This is a genomic window from Streptomyces sp. 351MFTsu5.1, from assembly GCF_000383655.1.
Lineage (GTDB): Bacteria > Actinomycetota > Actinomycetes > Streptomycetales > Streptomycetaceae > Streptomyces > Streptomyces griseorubiginosus.
The window spans coordinates 1-21,354 of record NZ_KB911798.1; the positions used below are offsets into that span (position 1 = coordinate 1).

Sequence of the window (21,354 nt, forward strand, 5' to 3'; positions counted from 1 at the left end):
GGGGAGCCGGGCCGGGGGCCGGGGAGCCGGGCCGGGGGCCGGGGAGCCGGGCCGGGGATCGGGGAGGCGGGCGGTTCACGGCCGTGGGTGGGGAGTCGGGACAGGTGTGCGGCCTGATATGTGCTGCGCCGGTCGGGGCCCGGGGGATCCAGGACCGAGGACGGGTGGGAGGGGCCGAGGTACTTTCGGCCACCGCGAGGAGCGCGAAGGCGTATCCGCGCCGCCGGGCGGGGAGCCGGGGTGCTTCCGCATCACGCGGCCAAGGACGACGGCGTACCGTCACCAGGCCGCGGAGGCGGGACCGGTCCCCATCCGCACCTCCGCGACCGAAGGCCGGCCCGATCCCGAGGGCGCCGGCGAGTCGGCCGCGGCTCCCCAGCCGTCGGAGGACGGAGTGCCCCCGCGCCGGGCGGGGCGGGGCGGAGCGCGTCACGTCCCGGCCGCCTCGACCCACCCAGCCCCCACGGCAAGTCGCCGCCCGAGCCTCACCCCCGCCCGACCCCGAACCCGGCCGCCGTCACTCCCCCACGTACGCCGCCAGATGCTCCGCCGTCAGCGTGCCCCCCGTCGCCACCAGCTCCGCCGGAGTCCCCTCGAAGACGATCCGGCCGCCGTCGTGGCCCGCGCCCGGGCCGAGGTCGATGATCCAGTCGGCGTGGGCCATGACCGCCTGGTGGTGTTCGACGACGATGACGGACTTCCCGGAGTCGACGAGGCGGTCGAGGAGACCGAGCAGCTGTTCGACGTCGGCGAGGTGGAGGCCGGTCGTCGGCTCGTCGAGGATGTAGACACCGCCCTTGTCCCCCATGTGGGTCGCCAGCTTCAGCCGCTGCCGCTCACCTCCGGACAGCGTGGTGAGCGGCTGTCCGAGGGTGAGGTAGCCGAGCCCGACGTCCGAGAGCCGCTCCAGGATCCGGTGCGCGGCGGGCGTCCGCGCCTCACCGGTGTCGAAGAACTCCAGCGCCTCCGTCACCGGCATCGCGAGCACCTCGCTGATGTCCCGCCCACCGAGGTGGTATTCGAGGACCGAGGCCTGGAACCGCTTCCCCTCGCACTCCTCGCAGGTCGTCGCGACCCCGGCCATCATCGCGAGGTCGGTGTAGACGACCCCCGCCCCGTTGCAGGTGGGACAGGCCCCCTCCGAGTTCGCGCTGAACAGCGCCGGCTTCACACCGTTGACCTTCGCGAACGCCTTCCGGATCGGTTCGAGGAGTCCGGTGTACGTCGCCGGGTTGCTGCGCCGCGAGCCACGGATCGCCCCCTGGTCCACGGACACCACCCCCTCCGCGGCCGGAATCGACCCGTGCACCAGCGAGCTCTTGCCCGACCCGGCCACACCGGTGATCACCGTCAGCACCCCGAGCGGGACGTCCACGTCGACGTCCTGGAGGTTGTGCGTGCTCGCACCCCGGATCTCCAGCACGCCGGTCGCCTTGCGGACCGTGTCCTTGAGAGCGGACCGGTCGTCGAAGTGGCGCCCGGTGACCGTGCCACTGGTCCGCAGTCCCTCGACCGTGCCCTCGAAGCAGACCGAGCCGCCCGCGGTGCCGGCACCGGGGCCGAGGTCGACGACATGGTCGGCGATCACGATCGTCTCCGGCTTGTGCTCCACGACGAGGACCGTGTTCCCCTTGTCCCGCAGGCGCAGCAGCAGGTTGTTCATGCGCTGGATGTCATGCGGGTGCAGCCCGATCGTCGGTTCGTCGAAGACGTAGGTGACATCGGTGAGCGAGGAGCCGAGATGGCGGATCATCTTGGTGCGCTGCGCCTCGCCGCCGGACAGCGTGCCCGAGGGCCGGTCCAGGGAGAGATAGCCGAGCCCGATCTCCACGAAGGAGTCGAGGGTCTCCCCCAGCGCCGTCAGCAGCGGCCCGACCGACGGTTCCTTCAGCGCGCGGACCCAGTCGGCGAGGTCGCTGATCTGCATCGCGCAGGCGTCGGCGATGCTGATCCCCTTGATCTTCGAGGACCGGGCGCCCTCGTTGAGCCGGGTGCCCTCGCAGTCGGGGCACACCATGAAGGTGATGGCCCGGTCCACGAACTCCCGGATGTGCGGCTGCATCGACTCGCGGTCCTTGGCCAGCATCGACTTCTGGATCCGCGGCACGAGACCCTCGTAGGTCATGTTGATGCCCGCGATCTTCATCCTGGTCGGCTCGCGGTACAGGAAGTCCTGGAGCTCGCGCTTGGTGAACTTCCCGATCGGCTTGTCCGCGGGGAAGAAGCCGGACTCGCTGTAGAGGCGGTAGTTCCAGCCGCCGGCCTTGTAGCCGGGGATGGTCAGGGCGCCCTCGTCCAGCGACTTGGAGTCGTCGTAGAGCTGGGTGAGGTCGATGTCGTTGACGGTGCCGCGGCCCTCGCAGCGCGGACACATGCCGCCGACGATGCTGAAGCTGCGCCGATCCTTCACGGTCTGCCCGCCGCGCTCCACGGTCACCGCGCCCGCCCCGCTGATGGAGGCCACGTTGAAGGAGAAGGCCTTGGGCGAGCCGATGTGCGGGGTGCCGAGTCTGCTGAAGAGGATGCGCAGCATCGCGTTGGTGTCGGTGACGGTGCCGACGGTGGAGCGCGGGTCGCCGCCGAGGCGCTGCTGGTCGACGGTGATCGCGGTGGTGAGGCCGTCGAGGACGTCGACCTCGGGCCGGGCGAGCGTGGGCATGAAGCCCTGGACGAAGGCGCTGTAGGTCTCGTTGATCAGCCGCTGCGACTCGGCGGCGATGGTGTCGAACACCAGCGAGCTCTTGCCGGAGCCGGAGACTCCGGTGAAGACCGTGAGCCGGCGCTTCGGGATCTCGATGCTGACGTCCTTGAGGTTGTTCTCGCGCGCCCCGTGCACGCGGATCAGGTCGTGGCTGTCAGCGGTGTGCCGGTCGCCCGAAGTGGCCTGGCTCATGGTCTTCCGTCCTCCCGTTTCGACGACTTCGCACACTATGTCGACGCGTGCGTCTCAGCGCAGCTCCTGGACCCGGATCACATTGCCCGCGGGGTCGAGGAAGGCGCAGTCCCGCACACCGTACGACTGCTCGATCGGCTCCTGGATCACCTCGGCGCGGGCCTGGAGCCACTCGAAGGCGGCGTCGAGGTCGGGGGTGGTGAGCAGGAGACCGGGGTCCTCGCCCACCGGGTGCAGCACCACCGAGGGGCCGCCCGCGGGACCGACCGTGATCCGGCGCCGGCCTCCGCGGCCGGTGTCACCCCGGACCTCGAAGCCGAGCACGTCCCGGTAGAACGCCAGCGACGCTTCCGGGTCGTCTTGCGGAAGGAAGCTCGCCCGAAGGGTGATGTCCATGGCGTCACGCTAGCCACGGCTCCCGGCCGGCGCTTCTCGAATACTGACCGGTCTCAGCGCACCCTCAGCGCACCAGGCCCGCGATGTGCGCCGTGACGGTGTCGAGGATCTCCGACCAGGCGGCCGCGTCGCCGAGGACGAGGTAGTTGAGGGTGAGCCCGTCGGTCATGGCCGCGAGATAACGGGCCAGGACGGACACGGGCACCCGCAGCTCCAGGTCCATGTCCCGGCGCAGCTGCTCGATGAGCTCGGCGTAGGACTCGCCGTACAGCTCGTACTGGCGTCTGGCGAGGTGGTCGAAGCCGGGCTCGCGCAGGGCGTACTGGGTGAGCTCGTAGGTGAGCATGTGCGCCTCGGGGTTGGCGCGGACATGGTCCCAGTAGGCCCGGAAACCGGCGGCGACGGTCTCCTCCAGGGTGTCCTTCGGGCGCAGCGCCTCCTGCACCACGCTCACCGAGTGGTCGGTGAGCGTGGTGATCACGGCCTCGACGAGGGCCTGCTTGGAGTCGAAGCAGTAGTGGAAGACGCTCAGGGACACGCCGGCCTCGGCGGCGATGGACCGGGTCGTCGTCTTCGCGACGCCGTCCCGGGCCATCGCCCTGATCGCCGCCTCCGTCAGCTGTCGGCGCCGCTCGGCCGACGGCATGCGTGCCATGTGTGTCCCCCGCTGTCGAACGGATCAGCCGCTGTGGACGCCCACCTCGTAGAGCGAGTATCCCCAGTCGGTGCCGCGGCCGAGACCGTGGACCCTGACGTAACGCGCCGGGGTACCGGTGAACTTGGCGGTGTCGAGGCCGCCGTCACCGGAGGTCGTCGACCAGACGGTCCGCCAGTCCGTCCCGTCCGTCGACAGCTCGATCCGGTACGACTTCCCGTACGCCCGCTCCCAGTCGAGCGTGACCTTGGAGACCAGGTTGGTGGAGCCCAGGTCGACCTGCCACCACTGGTCGTCGCTCCAGTCGCTCGCCCAGCGGCTGGAGTCGTCACCGTCGACGGCCCGCCCCGGCTGGTAGCTGGTGAAGGGGTTGGACTCGGACGAACTGGCCGTGGCCGCACGCCCTTGCGCGAGGTTGACGGACGCCTGGTGGCGCTCGGTGGTGCCCCAGGTGTCGAGGTAGGACTCGGCCCCGCGGAACAGGTCGTCGACCACGTCCTGACCGCCGACGAGCCGGATGTCCTCGATCCAGTCGGGGATCAGCCCGACGTGCGCGGCCCCGTCGGTGTTGAAGTCGAAGGTGCGCTGCCCGGAGGTCTGCCGGTCGATCACGGAGCCGCCGTCGACGCTCTTGAAGGGGTACGTGACCTTGTTCGCGGCGTCCGCTCCGCGTGGTGCGGGGTGGTCGCCGATGCCGTTGAAGTCGGTGCCGAAGCCGTATCCGACGCCGTACTTGTCCCGCAGGGCGTTCGTGCGCTTCGCCTCGGCGGCGAACCCCTCGGAGCCGTGCATGTACTGGGCGACGAACCCGCCCAACGAGTACACCCGCTCGGTCCAGTTGAGGTCCATCCAGCTGTGCGAGGACAGGACACCGGGGTAGTTCGCGGCCTCGAAGATGTCGAGGACCTGGCCGGTGGCCTTGACGCTCATGTGGTCGATCTCGAGCATCATCTTGCGTTTCATCATGCCGCGCACGGCGTACTCGCCGAGATCGGTGAGCCCGCGGACGTTGCACTGCGCGGCCTTGTCGTACGACGGGACGTCGACGCCGGCCGGCAGGTCCGCCTCGGCCTCGGAGGCCGCCGTGCCGATCGGGTTGTCGTGCTGCGGGCCCTTGCAGGCCTCGGTCTTCCAGAAGGTGCCGGTGGACAGGAACTGCCCGACGTTGATGGCGGTGCCGAGACCGCCCTCGTCGAAGCGGACCCCGCACAGCGCGTTGTCGAACTTGTGGCACAGGAACATCGAGCGCACACCGAGCCCGTACAGCTCGTCGAGGCCCTTGTCGATGTCCGCCTTGCTGCACTGCCCGATGTCGAGGATCTGCTTGCAGCCGAACGGCTCGGAGGTCTCGACGCCGAGCACGACGGCCAACTTGCCCTGCTCGATGACCTGTCGGGCCTGCGCGCTGTCGGTGACGATCCGGAACCAGCCCTTGCCGGTGCCGCCGTACATCTTGTCGACGAAGCCCTGGAGGTCGTAGGCGAGCTTGGCCTGAAGGCGGATCGAGGTCATCTCGTCACAACCGCGGTCCTTGAACGGGTAGATCGAGCAGATCATCCCGTTGGTGACGAGGTCGTTGACGAGCACCCGCTGGCCACCTCGCCAGGCCCGCTCCACCCAGGCGTAGTAGTCGGCCTGATGGGTCATCGAGTCGTACGCCGGCCAGTCCTTGAAGGTGGGCCAGCCGGTCGGGTCGTGCTTGCCGTCACCGCCGTGGGTGATGTAGTCGAAGAGCGCGAGGCTGCCGTCGGGGTAGTGCTCGGGGCAGTCCTTGAGAGCGTCGGCGACTCCGGACTCGGAGAACACCTTGCCGCAGATCAGCCGGCCACCGAAGGCCTCGTTGGAGAAGAGGTGGTTGTGCGCGTCGACGAACCCCCGTACCTCGCCTGCGGAGTTGGTGCCGGTGAAGGGCGCTCCGGTCACGTTGATCTGGGCGTCGGGGGCGGGCCGTGCGGTCGGCGTCCACCAGTCGGTGGCGGCCGAACTCGGCGTGGGGCCGAGGATCGCGGCCAGTACCAGGAAGAGCACGGAGACGATGGTGATGTTCTTGCGTCTGCGGCAGGAGCGTCCGGTCACGGCACACGTCCCTCGGTCGGCGGGGGCGCCGTCGACCGAGGGAGTTTTGACTGCCCTTGGAGTTGTCATGACCGGCGCAATAGATGCGTCGAGGATCGCGACGCGCGCGTTCCGAGTCAAGAGTCCGGGACAGTTGACCTGATGCCTCGGGTGCATCAACCGTTCACGCAGGACGCCCCGTTGAGGGTGAACGCGCCGGGCGCGGTGTTCTTGGCCCCCTTGCTGCCGATGAAGCCGACGGTCACAGAGCCCCCGGCGGGAATGGTGCTGGTGTACGGGGCCGGGGTGACGGTCACCGAGCCACCGCTCTGCGCGGCGGTACCGCCCCACATGGTGGAGACGGTCTGTCCGTCGGCGAAGGAGAAGCCCAGCTTCCAGCCGGTGACGGCGGCCGTTCCCGTGTTGCGGACGGCGATCTCGCCCTGGAAGCCGCCGGGCCAGTCGCCGACCACGCGGTAGCCGACCGAGCAGTTGCCGGCGGGCGTGGCGGTGGTGGTGACGCTCACCGTGCCCGACCGGGGCGACCTGTTGCCGGCAGCGTCACGGGCGTAAACGGCAAAGGAGTAGGCGGTGTCGGCGTTCAGGCCGGTGATCATCACGGAGGTGCCGGTGGCGGACGCGACCGTGGTCTCCGTGCCACCGCTGACCCGCACGACGTCGTATCCGGCGATGCCAACGTTGTCAGAAGACGCCGTCCAGGTGAGGTGGGCCGAGGATGCCGTCACCGCGGAGGCGGTCGGGGTGCCGGGCGCGGTCGGGGCCTGGGTGTCGGCGGAGCCGCCGCCGAAGACCGTGGCCTCCTTGGCGGTCTGCGCGATGCCGTCGGTGCCGTGGAAGATGCGCTGCCCCCACGAGGTCATCTGTGCGGGGTCGAAGCCGAGCACGAGGTCGAGGCTCGGGTCGGTGTTGCCGCTCCAGGACCAGGCGAGGTAGCCGAGTCCGAGCCGTTGGGCCGTCGCCATCATGGTGTCCTCGTCGGGATCGCCCCACTGGTCGGCGGGGCCGCCGAACTCCCCTATGAGGATGGGCAGTTTGGCGTTGACGAAGGCGTTCAGATAGTCGGTGACCTCGGCTGCGGTGTCGTAGACGCTGTACATGTGGATCGAGAAGATCAGGTTGCCGGTGGTGTCGGCGGCGTACACGGACCGGGCGTTGGTGCGCATGACCTGCTGCCAGTCCTGGCCCCAGTTGGGCGCGTCGACCATGATCGTGTGCTGGAAGCCGGCGTTGCGGAGCTTCTGGATCGCGGCGATGGTCGGAGCGGTCCACCCTTCCGGACCGGTGTTCCCCCAGGGCTCGTTGCCGATGTTGATGATGACGTAGTTCTCCTGGCCGGCGAGCACGTCCTTCAGGCCGATCCAGTAGTCGGCGGCCTGGTCGAGGGTGCCGGCGGCGCTCTCCTCGCCGTAGCCGGTGGTGTCGTGCACCTCCAGGACGCAGATGAGCTTGTTGGCTTTACACCGGGCGATCACATTCGCCACGTCCGCGGCACTGTTGGCGGTCCAGCGGTGCCCGTCAGCGAGGACGACCCGGACGGTGTTGGCGCCCTGCGCCTTGATGTCGGCCAGCGAACCGAGCTTGTCGGGGTACCAGGTGTGGGCATGGTTGACGCCGCGCATCACGAAGTCGTTGCCGTTGCCCTCGACGAGGCGGCCGTTGCTGATGTGCAGACCGGCGGCCTGCGTGCCGGGCTCGACGGCGGCCTGGGCGGTACCGGGGCCGAGGGCGCCGGGGACCATGAGGCCGATCAGGGCGGCCAGCCCGGCCAGGAAGGTGGGTAAGGGGCTCGTTCTCGTTCTTCTCATTGCGGCTCCAGGGGTGGGTGGGGTTGACGGAATGGGGAAGCGGAGCATGGAGATGGGAGCGCTCCCATGGAAGCCACTCTGCCGAGTACACGTCAAGATGCGCGACGACAAAGGGCGCACGGGAGTGGCGCATAGGGTGGCGGCCTCGACCACCGCACCCTGGAGGCACCTTGACCAGTCGCCCCGTCGACCCGGATTCCGTGAACGCCGCGGCCTGGCAGGCCTACGGCGACCACCATCTGCGGCGCGGCACGGTGCTGCCGGAGCCGACGCGGTTCGACTGGGGCTTCTGGGGCACCGGGCCGGGTGCCGAGATCCTCGGCGAACTCGCAGGGCGCCGAGTGCTGGACCTCGGCTGCGGTCCCGGCCGGCACGCGGCGCACCTGGTCCGGGCGCACGGCGCCTCGGTGGACGCGGTCGACTCCTCCCCCGCCCAGCACGAACGGGCCCGCGCCGCTCATGGCTCCGTGCCCGGCCTGAACCTGATCAGGGCCGACGCCGTCGAACACCTGGGCACGGCGGCGCCGTACGACGTCATCTACTCGGTCAACGGGATGCCGTACATCGACCCCCGCCGGCTGCTGCCCGCCCTCGCCGCGGCGCTGCGCCCCGGCGGGACGCTGTGCTTCACGGTGCTGCACACCAACTCCCGCGGCGACGGCCCCTCGACGGTCGTCGAGTCCCGGCCCGAGGTGCTGCGACCGGCGGGAGGCGATGAGACGACCGTGCACATGTGGGTGCTGACACCCGAACTCTGGACCGACCTGCTGGCCGAGCACGGACTGCGCGTCGAGGGTGTGGAGGTCCTCGACGCGCCGGAGAAGGACAACCACGCCTCGTACCGGATCTTCCGGGCGACTCGACCGGTCCGGGTGTCCTCCCGGCCTCGCGGCAGGCGCCCTCCGGTACCGCACGCGGCGATCGGGGTCGGCGCCATCCTGTACGGCCCGCGCGGACTGCTCCTCGGCAGGCACCGGCGCGGGACCTGGGAGTTGCCAGGGGGCACGGTGGAGCCCGGGGAGTCGCTGGAGGAGACCGTCGTCCGCGAACTCCGCGAGGAGACCGGGATCGAGTCCCGCCCCTCCGACGTACGGCTCCTGGGCACGCTTCTGGATCATGTCGAGGGGGTGGTCCGGATGACCGTGGCCAGCGAGGTCACCACCTGGCACGGCGAACCGTCCGACCAGCCCGACGAACGCGTCGGCGACTGGCGCTGGTTCCCCCTGGACCGCCTCCCGGAAAACCTGTTCGTGTGCAGCGCGCAGGGCCTCACGGTGTGGCGCCCGGACCTGCCGATCGACCACACAGCGGCGCACTTCACGCGGTATGCCGACCAGGAGGGGTAACGGCTGCGGGTGGGGCCGGGAGACAGCCGTCTCCCGGCCCCACCCGCAGGTCAGGGGCGTTCGGCGGGTGTCACAGCAGTTGTCTGTTCAGAGCGTCGGCCTCCTCGGGCGTGAGCGCGTAGTTCCATGCTTGGACGTGGCTGACGGCACCAGGTACGAAGTCGGTGGCCACGCCGTCGTACTGGCCCCGGCCGACGGTGAACGGACCCGAGGATCCCCAGGAGACGGCATTGGTGGTAGTGGCGGCGAGGGTGCCGTTGACGTACAGCTTGGCGGTCCGGGTCGTGGCGTCGTAGGTGCCGACGAGGTCCGTCCAGGTGCCTGCGGTGACGCCGGAGGCCGTTGCGTTCCAGAAGCCGACATCGGCGGTGTCGCTCTTGCTGAGGCTGAATGACCAACTGGGGGTGCCGGAGGCTGCGTTGTACTGGAGCATGAAGGGGCTGGTCTGGCTGCCGTCCTGGGCGGCGATGGTCGCGTTGTGGGTGGGCAGGGAGGACATCTTCACCCAGGCAGAGACGGAGTAACTGCGGGTGGTGTCCAGCGCACTCGTGCCGGAGGCGGCGTACCCGCTGGTCCCGTCCAGGTTCAGCACTTCGCCGCGGGTCGTGTCGTTGCCCCAGGTGGTACCTCCGCTCAGGGTCAGCGGATTGTTGCCCACCGTGGTGTCGGGCATCGCGTAGGCGGTGTCGGTGGGCGCGGTGTCGTTGGCGAAGGTGTAGCCGTCGCCGTCGTCCAGGTTCCAGCTGTGGTGCGGTGAGTCGTAGACGCCGGCGATGGCCCCGAAGCCCGCGTTCTTGGGGTTGAGGTGGTCCCAGCTGTCGGCGCCCGGCGCGAGCTTCTCCTCACCGTTCGTGGTGTCGATCGTGGCCAGGGTCGTGTCGATGTCGGTGACGAAGACGGGCGGGGTGTCCCACCACCCGCCGAGGTTGTAGCTGCGCAGCCAGTCGTTCACGGCCGACCGGTACTGGTCGACGGTCGTGGTGCACGGGTCGTTGACCGGGGACGCTGTCGTGGTGCCGCCGCCGGTGTAACCGTCGCAGGGGGTGAGGGTGCTCACCGTCGTGCCGATGCCCCAGCCGGTGAGCTGCTGGACGAGGGCGGTGTAGCCGTTGGTCTCCAGGTCGACGTCGGTGCGGCCGCCTTCCAACACGTCTTCAAGTCCCTCGTAGAGGAGGACGCTGTTCACGCCCGGCTGGTCGAGAACGTCACGGTCGATGCGGGACAGGAGCGAGGGGCCGGACGCGGGGAAGGCGCCGTCGGCGTAGTCGCTCATGAGCTGGTTCGCGGAGACGCTCTCGGAGATCTCGCCGGAGGCCTGGTCGGTGGAAGCGTCTGCGCGTTGCAGCACGTCGTCGATCTGCGTGCCGCTCGGCAGGGACTGGGGGCGCGATGTGTCGAACTCGCCGTCCCCGATGATGGCCCGCGTGGGAGCGCCGGCGGTCGTGACGTCGACGTCGGTGAGCAGATGCGTGACCGGGGTGCCTTCCCATTTGGAGCTGGTGAACGGGTTCCCCGTGGTGTCGGTGGTCTTGTCGCCGGTGCCGGTGTCGGCCAGATACTCCAGGCCGGTGTTGGCAGCGGTGTGCCAGACGATCGCATTGACCGAGTTCGACAGGAAGTACGAGACCAGCAGGAATCTGTTCCGGGTCACCGGGAAGGGCAGGGGGTCGCTGTAGATCATGCCGCCGGCCGGTACGGTGACGCTCTGGCTGCCCGAGAAGGTCAGCGAGGTCGGGGTGCCGGCGGGAACCGAGGAAGGCTCAGCGGGATCGGGCACGGTGTCGGACGACGTGGCGACGGTGGCGTGTCCGATGGACAGCTTCGATGAGCCCAGTGCGTTGTCCAGCTTGATGCGTACGGTGCTGCCGGACACGGAGGGGCGCAGCGCGACTCGGAAGGTCTGGTTGCCGAACGGCCCCATGTCGCCGTCCTCGCCCTCGCTCGGGCTGCCCCAGGCGCCGGTCCATGTCTGGCCACTCGGTGCGGCCACGTTGGTGCCGTTGGACTCCGTCGTGCGCACGGTGGTGTTGCGCGTGGCCAGGGAGAACACATGCAGCGACGGCGTGTGGTTGCCGATCTTGTTGCCGACGTCGGGCAAAGTGACCGACGCGATGGTCCGGGCCGGGTCGAGGGGGACGGAGAAGGCGTACAACCGCCGCTTGCTGGCGGTCTGGCCACTCGCGTTGTTGCGGTGCGGCAGGATCACCGCGGCAATCGAGTCGTCGGCGACGGTCCAGCCGGGCACCGTCAGGGCGTACGAAGTAGAGGTGCCGTCGGTGTAGTTGACCGTGCCGGTGGCGGCGCACGGCCCGTCGGGCGTGGTCCCGGTGAAGCAGTAGGTGCCGGTCACGGCGCTGCCGGCGGGCACGTACGGTGCGGTCGCCTGACCGTTGATGGCGCCCGGGTCGGTGAAGTTGGAGTACGACGACGAGGCCAGGAACTCCAGGGCGTTGCCGGAACCGCTGTAGGTGACGGTCTGGTTGGCGGCCAGCACGTTGTCCTTCTGGCCGGACCCGAAGGCGGGCAGCGTGAAGGTGGCGCCGTCGATGGTGACCTTGCCGCCGGACGTCCAGCCGACGTTGTTCAGGTCGGTGGCGGAGTAGCTGCTGCCGGTGCCGTCCATGTCGGCCTGCGACGGCGTGGCGTCAGCGCTGATGCCGGTGTTGTTGTAGCAGGCGGTCAGGCTCGCGCAGGTGGTCGGGGTGTGGCCGGTGGCCAGGAAGCGGTAGGGGTGGGTGGCGGAGAAGTCGCCGGCCGCGTCGATGGCGTAGACGTACAGCGTGTGCGGGCCGGGGGCGTACGGAGTGACGGTCACCTTGCCCGCGTTGCTGGTGGCGGGGACGGTCTGGGAGGCCGGCGGGCTGACGGTGGGGTCGAGGCCGACGTCGAGCGAGTAGACGAACTTCGTGGCACTCGCGCCGCCGCTGGTCGCCACGTCGAAGGTGCCTGCGGTACCCGCCACCGCACCGGCCGCGCCCCCGTTGTCGGTGTCCGGGTAGAGGCTGTTCTCCGAACTGACGGTCGGCTCGTCGGGGGCAGTGGGCTGGGCAACGAAGTGGCACGTCGAGGAGTAGGCGGTGGTGTCCTCGCCGTCGGTGACCTTCGCCTGCCAGTCGACGATCTTGCCGTTGGTCAGGGCACTGGTGAAGCTCGAAGGCAGCGAGGCGGTGGCGTAGCTGCCGCTGGCGAGGTTGTCGCCGCTGAGCACGGTCGCCTTGGTGGTCGAGCCGTCCACCCAGTACTGGAAGGTGGCCTGAAGCTTGTCACCGTCGCCGTCACTGACCTTGGCCTTGAGCACCGGCGGGGTGGAGGCGATGGTCTTGCCCATGTACGGGTACGGCGCGATGGTGTCGCAGCCCGCCGAGTGCGCGCCGGAGACGGCGGACATGGTGCTCACGGCCGGCACGTTCGGGATGGTGTTGTAGAAGATCTCCAGGCTCGGATTGTCGGCGAAGCGGGAGAAGCCGGACGCGTTGTGGGCGTCCTCGGCCGAGTCCTCCTTGAGTGTGACGGCGAAGGTGGAGGAGTGCCCGAGGGCATCGGCCTTGATGGGGGTGAGCACGTTCAGCCCGTGCGTGACGTCACCGTTGGAGGGGCAGTAGGTGGGGTTCCAGGCACGGGCGTACGAGGCCGACGTGGAGTAGCTGTTGAAGCCGGGCCGGTTCGACCAGTCGGTGCCCTTGCCGAAGCCGCCGGACCAGTGCAGGTTGACGGTGTAGCTGCTGGAGCAGGAGGCGGAGTAGACCTCGGTGGCGTTCACGGTGGCGGTGTTGATGTGCGCCCCGTACAGGGTGGAGGACAACTTCCACTGGTAGAGCGCGTGTTCCAGGCCGGCCGCGCAGTCGCCCTCCGACCAGCCGTTGTAGCCCACGCCGAGCCGCCCCGAGTCGGACAGCGCGTCGGTCTTGTCGTAGAACGAGGTGTTGGGGCACCCCTGCTTGATCTCGTCGAAATGCGGGGCGGCCGGGTCGTACGGATGCCAGTTGAAGGTGGGATCCACGTACAGCGGGAACACCGTCCCGCGGCTGGTGAGCAGCCGGGTGTCCGACTTCAGAACGAGCGACTTGGCGGAGGTGCTCAGCCCGACCGGGGCAAGGCGGGCGGCGAGCCCCGGGTGGCCGGCGTCCGAGGCGTCCGCCGCGACCTTGGCGCCGGGGGTCACACGGGTCGCGTGGGCGGGTCGCAGGGTGGTGTTGGAGTCCCACATCTGTGCGGCCGGGGCGTCCAGCACGTCGCGGCCGCGGGTGTCCAGCAGACTCAGCCCGCCGTCCGGGGCACGGCGAAGTCCGCCTCCGGTGACCGTGGTGCCCAGCCTCAGGGACTTCACCGCGGGATCGGCGGCCGCCGCCCTGTTCTTGACCACCAGGGTGTCGGTGAACCCGCCGGCCGCGGTGGCCGCCACCACCAGGTCCACGCCGGGAAGTGCGTCACGGTAGGTGGCCGTCGTGTCCTTGACGACCGGGGCCGGCAGCCGCCCGGGCCAGGCGACGGACATGGTCGCGTGCCCGTAACTGGTGCTGACGAGAGGCGCGTTGCCGCCCGCGGAGAACGAGACGCTGCCGTACGCGGTCGCGGCCGGGGCCAGGCGCCCGCCCGCGGCGGGGCGCAGCCGCAGGTCGATCGGTACCCAGCGGCCGTGCTGCCTGGTGCGCACCGGCTTGGGATTGCTGTCCAGTTCGAAGCCGCCCCGGGGCAGCGCCCTCACCTGCTGCACCGGGGTGGTCAGGGCGGCGACCGCGACCTTGTTCCCGGAGGTCCGCGCGGCGGCGCCGGCCTGCTCCATGGCGCGGCGCTCCGCCGGGGTGGGACCGAACCCGTCAGGGAGCGTAGGCAGATTGGGGTCCTTCACGGGATCACTGGCGCGTGCCGCTGCCGTCTTGCCTGTGGTGGTCGGGGCCGGGGAGTCGCCGGCCCGTCCCTGACCGGCGGTAAGCGCCTGCGCGGGCGCGACGCCGACCGCCAGGGCCAACGCCACCAGGCCGGTCAGCGCGGCCTGTCTCGCGCGCCATGACCCGTGACGACCGCCGCGCATGCGGTGAAGGTGCATGAAGAATCCTTTGCTCGCTGCTCCCGGGTGACAGCAGACGAACGTAGGAAGTGCGGCGCCTTCCGACTAGATGGAATGAGGCAGGATTTGATCGCTCTTGCCAGCAATCCTGCCCATATTCGATCACATAGCTTTCGCAAAGGTATGCCCACGAACTGGTTCCCACGGTCCGTCCGCCGGTGCCGCCGGGATACGTTCCCGCTCGTTTCGAACACAGCGGCAGCACAGTCAACTTGTGGGGGGCGCGACCGTGGCGGTCACCAGAGCGTGGGCAAGTCGGGCCATGAGACCCGGAGTCGGGAGGCGGTTCAGGAGCGGCCGGATCACGGCGCGCTGGCCCGTGCTGCTCGTGCTCGCACTCCTGACACCGGCCCTGCCGGGCGTCGGCCCGGAGGCGATCGCCGCACCCCTCCGGCACGCTCCGACTCCCGCGCACGGCAAACCCGTTGCTGTGCACGAGGTCGCCTCGCACTACCACGCACCCCGGCGGATGCCGGCCTTCAAGACCCCCCACGTCAGCTGGCCCGCCGGCACTGCCTCCCTCACCGTTCCGCGGGCGGACGGCAAGACCGCGCGCGCGGGGTCCCTGCCGGTACGGATCGGGCGAAGCGGCCACAGCGGCGCCCCGGACCGGCTCCAAGTACGGCTGCTTCCACACCGATCCGCCACTGCCGCGGGCGTCCACGGAGTGCTGCTGGACCTCACCGGGACAGCGCTCTCCGGCACGGCTCCCTCCGGCACAGCGGCCCGAGCGGCCGGCAGCAAGGTCGCGGTCAGCCTGGACTACTCCGCCTACGCGGGCGCCTTCGGCGGTGACTACGCCTCCCGCCTGCACCTCGTGCGGCTGCCCGCCTGCGCCCTGACCACCCCAGGCGTCCGCTCCTGCCGTACCCAGACTCCGTTGGCCTCCCGCAACGACACACACGGTCACATCCTGCACGCCGACGTGTCCCTGCCCGGCACACAGCCGTCCGCCTCACAGCAGGCCGCCGCGTCCGGCACCAAGCAGGCCATGCTGCAGGCCGCGAGCACGATGGTGGTCGCGGCGACCTCGGACAGCGGCGGCGGAGGCGGCGACTTCTCGGCCACCTCGCTGAGCCCGTCCGGTTCGTGGCAGGCCGGCGGCAGCTCCGACGGCTTCGAGTGGTCGTATCCGATGTCCGTCCCCGGGGTGCCCGGCGGGATGGCGCCGAAGCTCGGGCTCAGCTACAACTCCCAGGCCGTCGACGGTCTCGTCTCCTCCACCAACAACCAGGCGTCCGTCGTCGGCGACGGCTTCGGCCTCCCGGCCAGCTTCGTCGAGCGGTCGTACAGGTCCTGCAACGACAACCCGGCGGGCACGACCAAGACCCGGGACTACTGCTGGTCGGACGACAACCAGCTGACGCTCTCCCTCAACGGCCAGACGTCCACGCTCGTCAAGGACGACAAGACGGGCACGTACCACCCCGCCGGCGACTCCGACGAGAAGGTCGAATACCTCACCGGCGCCGCCAACGGCGCGCAGAACGGGGAGTACTTCCGGGTCACCACCGACGACGGCACGCAGTACACCTTCGGTCTCGACGAACTGCCGGGCTGGGCCTCGGGCGACACCAAGACGAACTCCGTGCTCACCGAGCCCGTCTACGCCACCGCGTCGGGACAGCCGTGCTACAACGCGACCTTCTCCAACTCCTGGTGCCAGCAGGCCTACCGCTGGAACCTGGACTACGTGAAGGACACGCACGGCGACGTGATGTCCTCCTTCTACACGGTCGACACGGCGTACTACGCGCGTGACCTCGGCACCACCGCGAACACCCCGTACAGCAGGGACTCCCGCCTCACCCGCATCCAGTACGGCCAGCGCGACGGCTCCGTCTACTCGACCAGCCCCGCCGCGCAGATCACCTTCAGCTACAACGGCCGCTGCAAGACGTCCGCGACCGGCTGCGCGACCTCCACGCTGTCCTCGTCGACGGCCGCCGACTGGCCGGACGTCCCGTACGACCTGAACTGTGCCAGCGGCGCCTCCTGCAGCGTCACGTCGCCCACCTTCTGGTCCGAGTACGAGCTGAGCACGGTGCAGACGCAGGCGCTGTCCGGCACCACCGAGACCAACGTCGACAAGTGGGACCTCACCTACGCGTTCCCGGCGACGGGCGACTCGACCTCTCCGGCGCTGTGGCTGTCCACCCTGGTGCACACCGGCCAGGACACCACCGGTGGCGGCTCCACATCACCGATCGCCATGAAGCCCGTCACCTTCACCGGCACACCGCTCTCGAACCGGGTGAACGTCACCAACGGCTACCCGCCCATCACACGCCACCGGCTCAACACGGTCACGACCGAGACCGGCGCGATCATCAACGTCAACTACTCGGCACCCGACTGCACTTCCGGCACACCGTCCGACCCGAGCACCAACACCAAGCGGTGCTACCCGGAGTACTGGACGCCCACCGGCCAGACCAGCCCGATCATGGACTGGTTCAACAAGTTCATCGTCACCGGCGTCACCCAGCAGGACCCCACCGGTGGCGGTGTCAACGACACCGTCTCCACCCACTACACGCCCATAGGCGGCGGCGCCTGGCACTACGACACCAACCCGCTGACGAAGTCCTCGCAGCGCACCTGGAACCAGTGGCGCGGCTACCAGGGCATGACGGTCACCACGGGTACCGCGCCCGATCCGGTCACACAGACCGACACCACGTTCTTCCGCGGGATGGACGGCGACACCCTGCCCGGCGGTGCGACCCGCTCGGTGAGCATCACGGACTCCCGCGGCGACACCCCGGTCAAGGACTCCAACCAGTTCGCCGGTCAGACGTACGAGTCCATCACGTACAACGGCAGCGGCAGCAACAAGGTGGTCAGCGACGCCGTCACCACCCCGTGGACCTCGGCCGCCACCGCCACCCACGCGGTCTCCGGGCTGCCCGACCAGCAGGCGTTCCTCACCGGGGCCGCGGACAGCAAGGTGTACACCCCGCTGGCCGCCGGCGGCACCCGGGTGACCGAGACCGCCTTCACCCATGACACGTACGGTCGCGTCACGAGGACCGACGACCGCGGCGACGTCTCGACCACGGCCGACGACCTGTGCACGACGACCGGTTACGCGGACAACACGGCGAAGTGGATCCTGGACACCGCCGACGAGGTCCGCACGGTGTCCGTCGACTGCGACACCACGCCGACACTGCCGAAGGACGCGGTCTCCGACACCCTGACCTTCTACGACCTCTCCACCACCCTGGGCGCGGCCCCGAGCGTCGGCGACCCGACCTCGACGCAGAAGGCCACCAGCTACAACGGCTCCACGCCGGTCTACACGACGACGGCCAGCACCACCGTCGACCAGTACGGCCGTCCCGCCACCTCGACCGACGCCGACAAGCGCACGGTGAAGACCACGTACTCGCCCACGACCGGCGCCGAACCGACGTCCATCACCGAGACCGACCCGCTCGGCTACGCCACCGTCAAGACCTACGACCCGCTGCGCAACGTCCCGCTGTCGGTGACCGACCCGGCCGGCTACAAGGCCTCCGGCACCTACGACGCACTGGGCCGCCTCACCCAGGTCTTCAACCCCGGCATCACCTCTCCGGTCACCAAATACGTATACACACTGAGCAGCACCGCCCCGTCGACGATCACCACCCAGTCGCTCAACGACGACGGCAGCTACCGCAGCGCCACCATGCTCTACGACGCACTTCTGCGAGTGCGCGAGACCCAGACCCCGACTCCCGACGGCGGCAGGGAGGTCAGCGACACCGTCTACAACACCATCGGCCAGGTTGCGAAGACGTCCAGTCCGTACTACACGACCGGCGCCCCGGACAGCACACTGGTCCAGGCGCAGGACGGCCAGATCCCCTCCGAGACCGGATACACCTACGACGGAGCCGGCCGCAAGACGGTCGCCACCGCCTACAAGCTCGGCTCCGAGACGTGGCACACGACCACGGTCTACGGCGGCAACTTCACCACCACGATCCCGCCGTCCGGCGCCACGTCCCAGAGTCTGCTGACCGACGCCCGCGGCCGTGTCACCGACCTGTACGAGTACCACACCGGTGCGACGGCCGATCCGGTGAACGACACCGCCTCGGACTACTCGGACACGAAGTACGCCTACTACCCGGACGGGAACCGGGCCTCTGAGACCGACGCCGCCGGCAACACCTGGTCCTGGAAGTACGACCTGCTGGGCCGACAGACCTCCGCCACCGACCCCGACAGCGGCACGGGCACCACGGCTTTCGACGCCGCCGGGCTGATCCTCAACACCACCGACTCCCGCGGCAAGCAGCTCTCGTACAGCTACGACGGCGACGGACGCAAGACCGGCGCGTACGACACCACCGGAGGCGTCGCCCAGTCGACCGCGAACCAGATCGGCGCGTGGACGTACGACACCCTCAAGAAGGGCATGCCCACCGCCAGTACCTCCTACCAGCTGGGCACCGGCAGCCCGTCGGTCACGACGGCGGTGCTGGCGTACAACTCCCTGGGCAAGATCGCCGCGGAGAAGACGACCCTGGCGAACCTGCCGACCGACGAAGCGGCGCTGGCTCCCGCGGCCGGCTACACCACCAGCTACACCTACAAGCCCACCGGGGCGCCGGCCACTGAGTCGGATCCCGCCGAAGGGGGTCTGCCGGCCGAGACCCTCACCACCGGCTACGACACGTTGGGGGAACCGACCAGTCTCACCAGCAGCGGCACCAACGCCTGGACCTACGTGAGCGCCATCGGTTACTCAGAGTCGGGCCAGCTGCTGCAGTACACCTTCGGCCCCTCCACCAACTGGGTGGCCCTGTCCCTCGGTTACGACGAGCAGACGGGCGCGCTGACGGACGCGCAGACCACGGACTCCACCAGCAGCACTGTGGTGGACCACGCGCGCTACACCTGGGGCGACACGCGCATCTCCAAGGGCGCGGGCCTGCTCACCGCCGTCAGCGACACACAGGACGGCGGGGCCGCCACCGACACGCAGTGCTACACCTACGACTACGCCGATCACCTCAGCAGCGCCTGGACGGCCACCGACAGCTGTGCCGCCGTTCCCGCCTCCGGGGCGAGCAGCACCGTCGGCGGCCCGAACCCGTACTGGCAGAGCTGGACCTACACGGCCGACGGACTGCGCAAGACGCAGACCGACCACGACACGACCGGCAACACCGCCAGTGACACCACGACCACCTACAACTACCCGACCCCCGGCTCGTCCACCGATCAGCCGCACACCCTCACCAGCACCACGGCCACCGGACCGAACGCCGCCGCGAACACCGCCTCGTACACCTACGACGCCGCGGGCAACACCCAGACCATCAGCGGCGGTGCGGCCGGACAGCAGGCCCTGACCTTCAACGACGAGGGCAAGGTCGCCACCGACACCACCAGCAGCGGTACGACCAGCTACCTGTACGACGCCACCGGTGGCCTCGCTCTGCGCACCGATCCCGGCAAAGCCACGCTCTTCGTCGGGAACGCCCAGATCGTCGAGGACACAACGACCCACACGCTCTCGGGCACTCGGTACTACACCGTCGCCGGTCACACCATCGCGCAGCGGAGCAGCTCGGGCGACATCCAGTACCTCATTCCCAACCAGCAGGGGACCGCCACGGTCTCCATCGACTATCAGACGCAGTCGGTGACGCGACGCCAGTACCTGCCCTTCGGGCAGACACGCAGCGGCTCCGGTAGCACGTTCCCGAACGGCACGGGCTTCGTGGGTGGCACCCCGGACCCGGCGACCTCGCTGGTCAACCTCGGGGCCCGGGAGTACGACCCGTACACCGGCCGCTTCCTGTCGGACGACCCGGTGTTCGAGTCAATGGACACGAACGAGCTGCCCGGCTACGACTACGCGGGCAACGACCCCGTGACCCTGTCAGACCCGTCCGGCGAGGACAACTGGTGGGCCGACCCCACGATGAACGTACCGGTAACCCCGGACGCCCCGCCGATCTCGCAGAGCCTCGCCGACGAGCAGGGCTTCGGCAGCCTGTGCAACGCGCACAACTGCTCGAACTATCACCCGCATCCCGTCTTCATCTCGCCCCACTTCGGCTTCAGCGCGAACACCCCGAACATCAAGCAGCTGGCCGCGGCATTCGCGAAGGAACTGAAGACGCACTACGACAAGATGTTCGACCCCCGTGCGTCGACCTACAAGATGCCCGACAAGGTGCTCGCCTACGGCACCGAGGTCGGCACCTGGGACGACGTGTGCAGCGGGAAACCGGGGTTGTGCTCCAAGTCGTTCGCCGACGAGGTCAGCGGCCTTCATGCGGCCCTCGACAAGCAGGCCAAGGCCAACGAACGCGGCACCATGTGCATCTTCTTCGGTGAGTGCCACTGGTGGAAGGTGACGGCCGCCGGCGCCATCTACTTCCGCACGATGCGCGCGGGCCCGGATGGCAAGCCGATGCTCGGCAACTCCGCCCGCACGCTGGGGGGCCGGGATAGGGACTACGAGGAGAACCTCGACGAGGACGGGAACATCGTCGTCGACGACGAGGAGGCCGCTCCCCCCGGCCTGTCGACGGACCTCGATCCGGGGCGGATGTACAAGGTGGCACGACCGAACTGGCTGCCGGGGGGCCAGTCGAAGGACCCGCTCTGGGCCATCAGGGACGACGCCCTGTCGGCACGTGGGCTCGCCGGGCGAGCGATGCCCACGAACAAGTTCCATATCGTGCTCGGACCGAACGAGAACGGTGTCTCACCCGACGACTACAACGCGAGAATCCAGTCGACCCAGGACGACTGGATCAACACCCAGGCACAGTCCATGGAAGACGTCCAGGCGTTTCTCGCGGAGGCTGAGGGAGAGGAACCATGATGAAGGCGGAGAACAGCATGGAGCTCAAGGAGATCCTGGCCGACTGGCGGGACTACGACGACGCGGCGTTCCGGCTCGGGATCTTCCTCGGCGTCTTCCCGCCCGACCAGAAGTTCAACTGGGTCAAGCCGATGTTCTGGCAGGACGGATACCCGTTGGGCGACATGCTCGTGGACATCCTGGACCGGATGGCCGAGGCGGGCGTTCTCCTGAAGGACGAGGACGACGCCCGGTACAAGTGGAACCCGGTGCCCCTCGACCTGTCCTGAGGTAGGTG

9 protein-coding genes are annotated in these 21,354 nt (G+C 69.3%); 3 read left to right on the top strand and 6 right to left on the bottom strand.

From position 1 onward, the window contains the following. Positions 1-517: 517 nt before the first annotated feature. The 5 genes from H295_RS0137015 to H295_RS0137035 all read right to left on the bottom strand — a co-directional run bounded on the left by H295_RS0137015 (position 518) and on the right by H295_RS0137035 (position 7,825). Positions 518-2,893: an ATP-binding cassette domain-containing protein gene (locus H295_RS0137015; protein ID WP_020140403.1), complete on the bottom strand. Its 2,376-nt coding sequence runs from the start codon at positions 2,891-2,893 to the stop codon at positions 518-520. Between the two features lie 54 nt (positions 2,894-2,947). Further along, positions 2,948-3,289, bottom strand: coding sequence for a VOC family protein (locus H295_RS0137020; RefSeq protein WP_020140404.1), 342 nt, complete (start codon positions 3,287-3,289; stop codon positions 2,948-2,950). A 64-nt stretch (positions 3,290-3,353) separates the two neighbouring features. After that, positions 3,354-3,944, bottom strand: coding sequence for a TetR/AcrR family transcriptional regulator (locus H295_RS0137025; protein WP_020140405.1), 591 nt, complete (start codon positions 3,942-3,944; stop codon positions 3,354-3,356). Positions 3,945-3,968: 24 nt separating this feature from the next. Next, on the bottom strand, positions 3,969-6,020 hold the full coding sequence (locus tag H295_RS0137030) for a discoidin domain-containing protein (protein WP_020140406.1): 2,052 nt from the start codon (positions 6,018-6,020) through the stop codon (positions 3,969-3,971). Positions 6,021-6,175: 155 nt separating this feature from the next. Next, entirely contained in the window at positions 6,176-7,825 is a 1,650-nt protein-coding gene (locus H295_RS0137035; protein ID WP_028810095.1) for a cellulase family glycosylhydrolase, read from the bottom strand. 170 nt (positions 7,826-7,995) lie between these two features. On the opposite strand from H295_RS0137035, the gene H295_RS0137040 reads away from it, so the two are divergent. After that, positions 7,996-9,171 carry a bifunctional class I SAM-dependent methyltransferase/NUDIX hydrolase gene (locus H295_RS0137040; protein WP_028810096.1) on the top strand — a complete coding sequence of 392 codons (1,176 nt, stop codon included), beginning with the start codon at positions 7,996-7,998 and terminating at the stop codon, positions 9,169-9,171. Positions 9,172-9,241: 70 nt separating this feature from the next. Here the strand turns inward: H295_RS0137040 and H295_RS0137045 are convergent, their stop codons facing one another. After that, a complete protein-coding gene (locus H295_RS0137045; protein ID WP_234021769.1) occupies positions 9,242-14,218 on the bottom strand; it encodes a LamG-like jellyroll fold domain-containing protein in 4,977 nt (1,658 codons plus the stop codon). Positions 14,219-14,501: 283 nt separating this feature from the next. Between H295_RS0137045 and H295_RS44160 the strand changes: the two genes are divergently transcribed. Together H295_RS44160 and H295_RS0137055 are read left to right on the top strand one after the other, a co-directional pair. Then, positions 14,502-21,077, top strand: coding sequence for an RHS repeat domain-containing protein (locus H295_RS44160; RefSeq protein WP_158691106.1), 6,576 nt, complete (start codon positions 14,502-14,504; stop codon positions 21,075-21,077). Next, the gene (locus tag H295_RS0137055; protein ID WP_106961048.1) at positions 21,074-21,346 is read left to right on the top strand and encodes a hypothetical protein; all 273 of its coding nucleotides are present in this window, start codon (positions 21,074-21,076) and stop codon (positions 21,344-21,346) included. The genes H295_RS44160 and H295_RS0137055 overlap by 4 nt, the downstream gene beginning before the upstream one ends. Positions 21,347-21,354 lie beyond the last annotated feature (8 nt).

Excerpts from the sequence above, each read along its gene's own strand:
- H295_RS0137015 (WP_020140403.1), bottom strand. The coding sequence starts at position 2,893 with ATGAGCCAGGCCACTTCGGGCGACCGGCACACCGCTGACAGCCACGAC.
- H295_RS0137020 (WP_020140404.1), bottom strand. The coding sequence starts at position 3,289 with ATGGACATCACCCTTCGGGCGAGCTTCCTTCCGCAAGACGACCCGGAA.
- H295_RS0137025 (WP_020140405.1), bottom strand. The coding sequence starts at position 3,944 with ATGGCACGCATGCCGTCGGCCGAGCGGCGCCGACAGCTGACGGAGGCG.
- H295_RS0137035 (WP_028810095.1), bottom strand. The coding sequence starts at position 7,825 with ATGAGAAGAACGAGAACGAGCCCCTTACCCACCTTCCTGGCCGGGCTG.
- H295_RS0137045 (WP_234021769.1), bottom strand. The coding sequence starts at position 14,218 with ATGCACCTTCACCGCATGCGCGGCGGTCGTCACGGGTCATGGCGCGCG.
- H295_RS44160 (WP_158691106.1), top strand. The coding sequence starts at position 14,502 with ATGAGACCCGGAGTCGGGAGGCGGTTCAGGAGCGGCCGGATCACGGCG.
- H295_RS0137055 (WP_106961048.1), top strand. The coding sequence starts at position 21,074 with ATGATGAAGGCGGAGAACAGCATGGAGCTCAAGGAGATCCTGGCCGAC.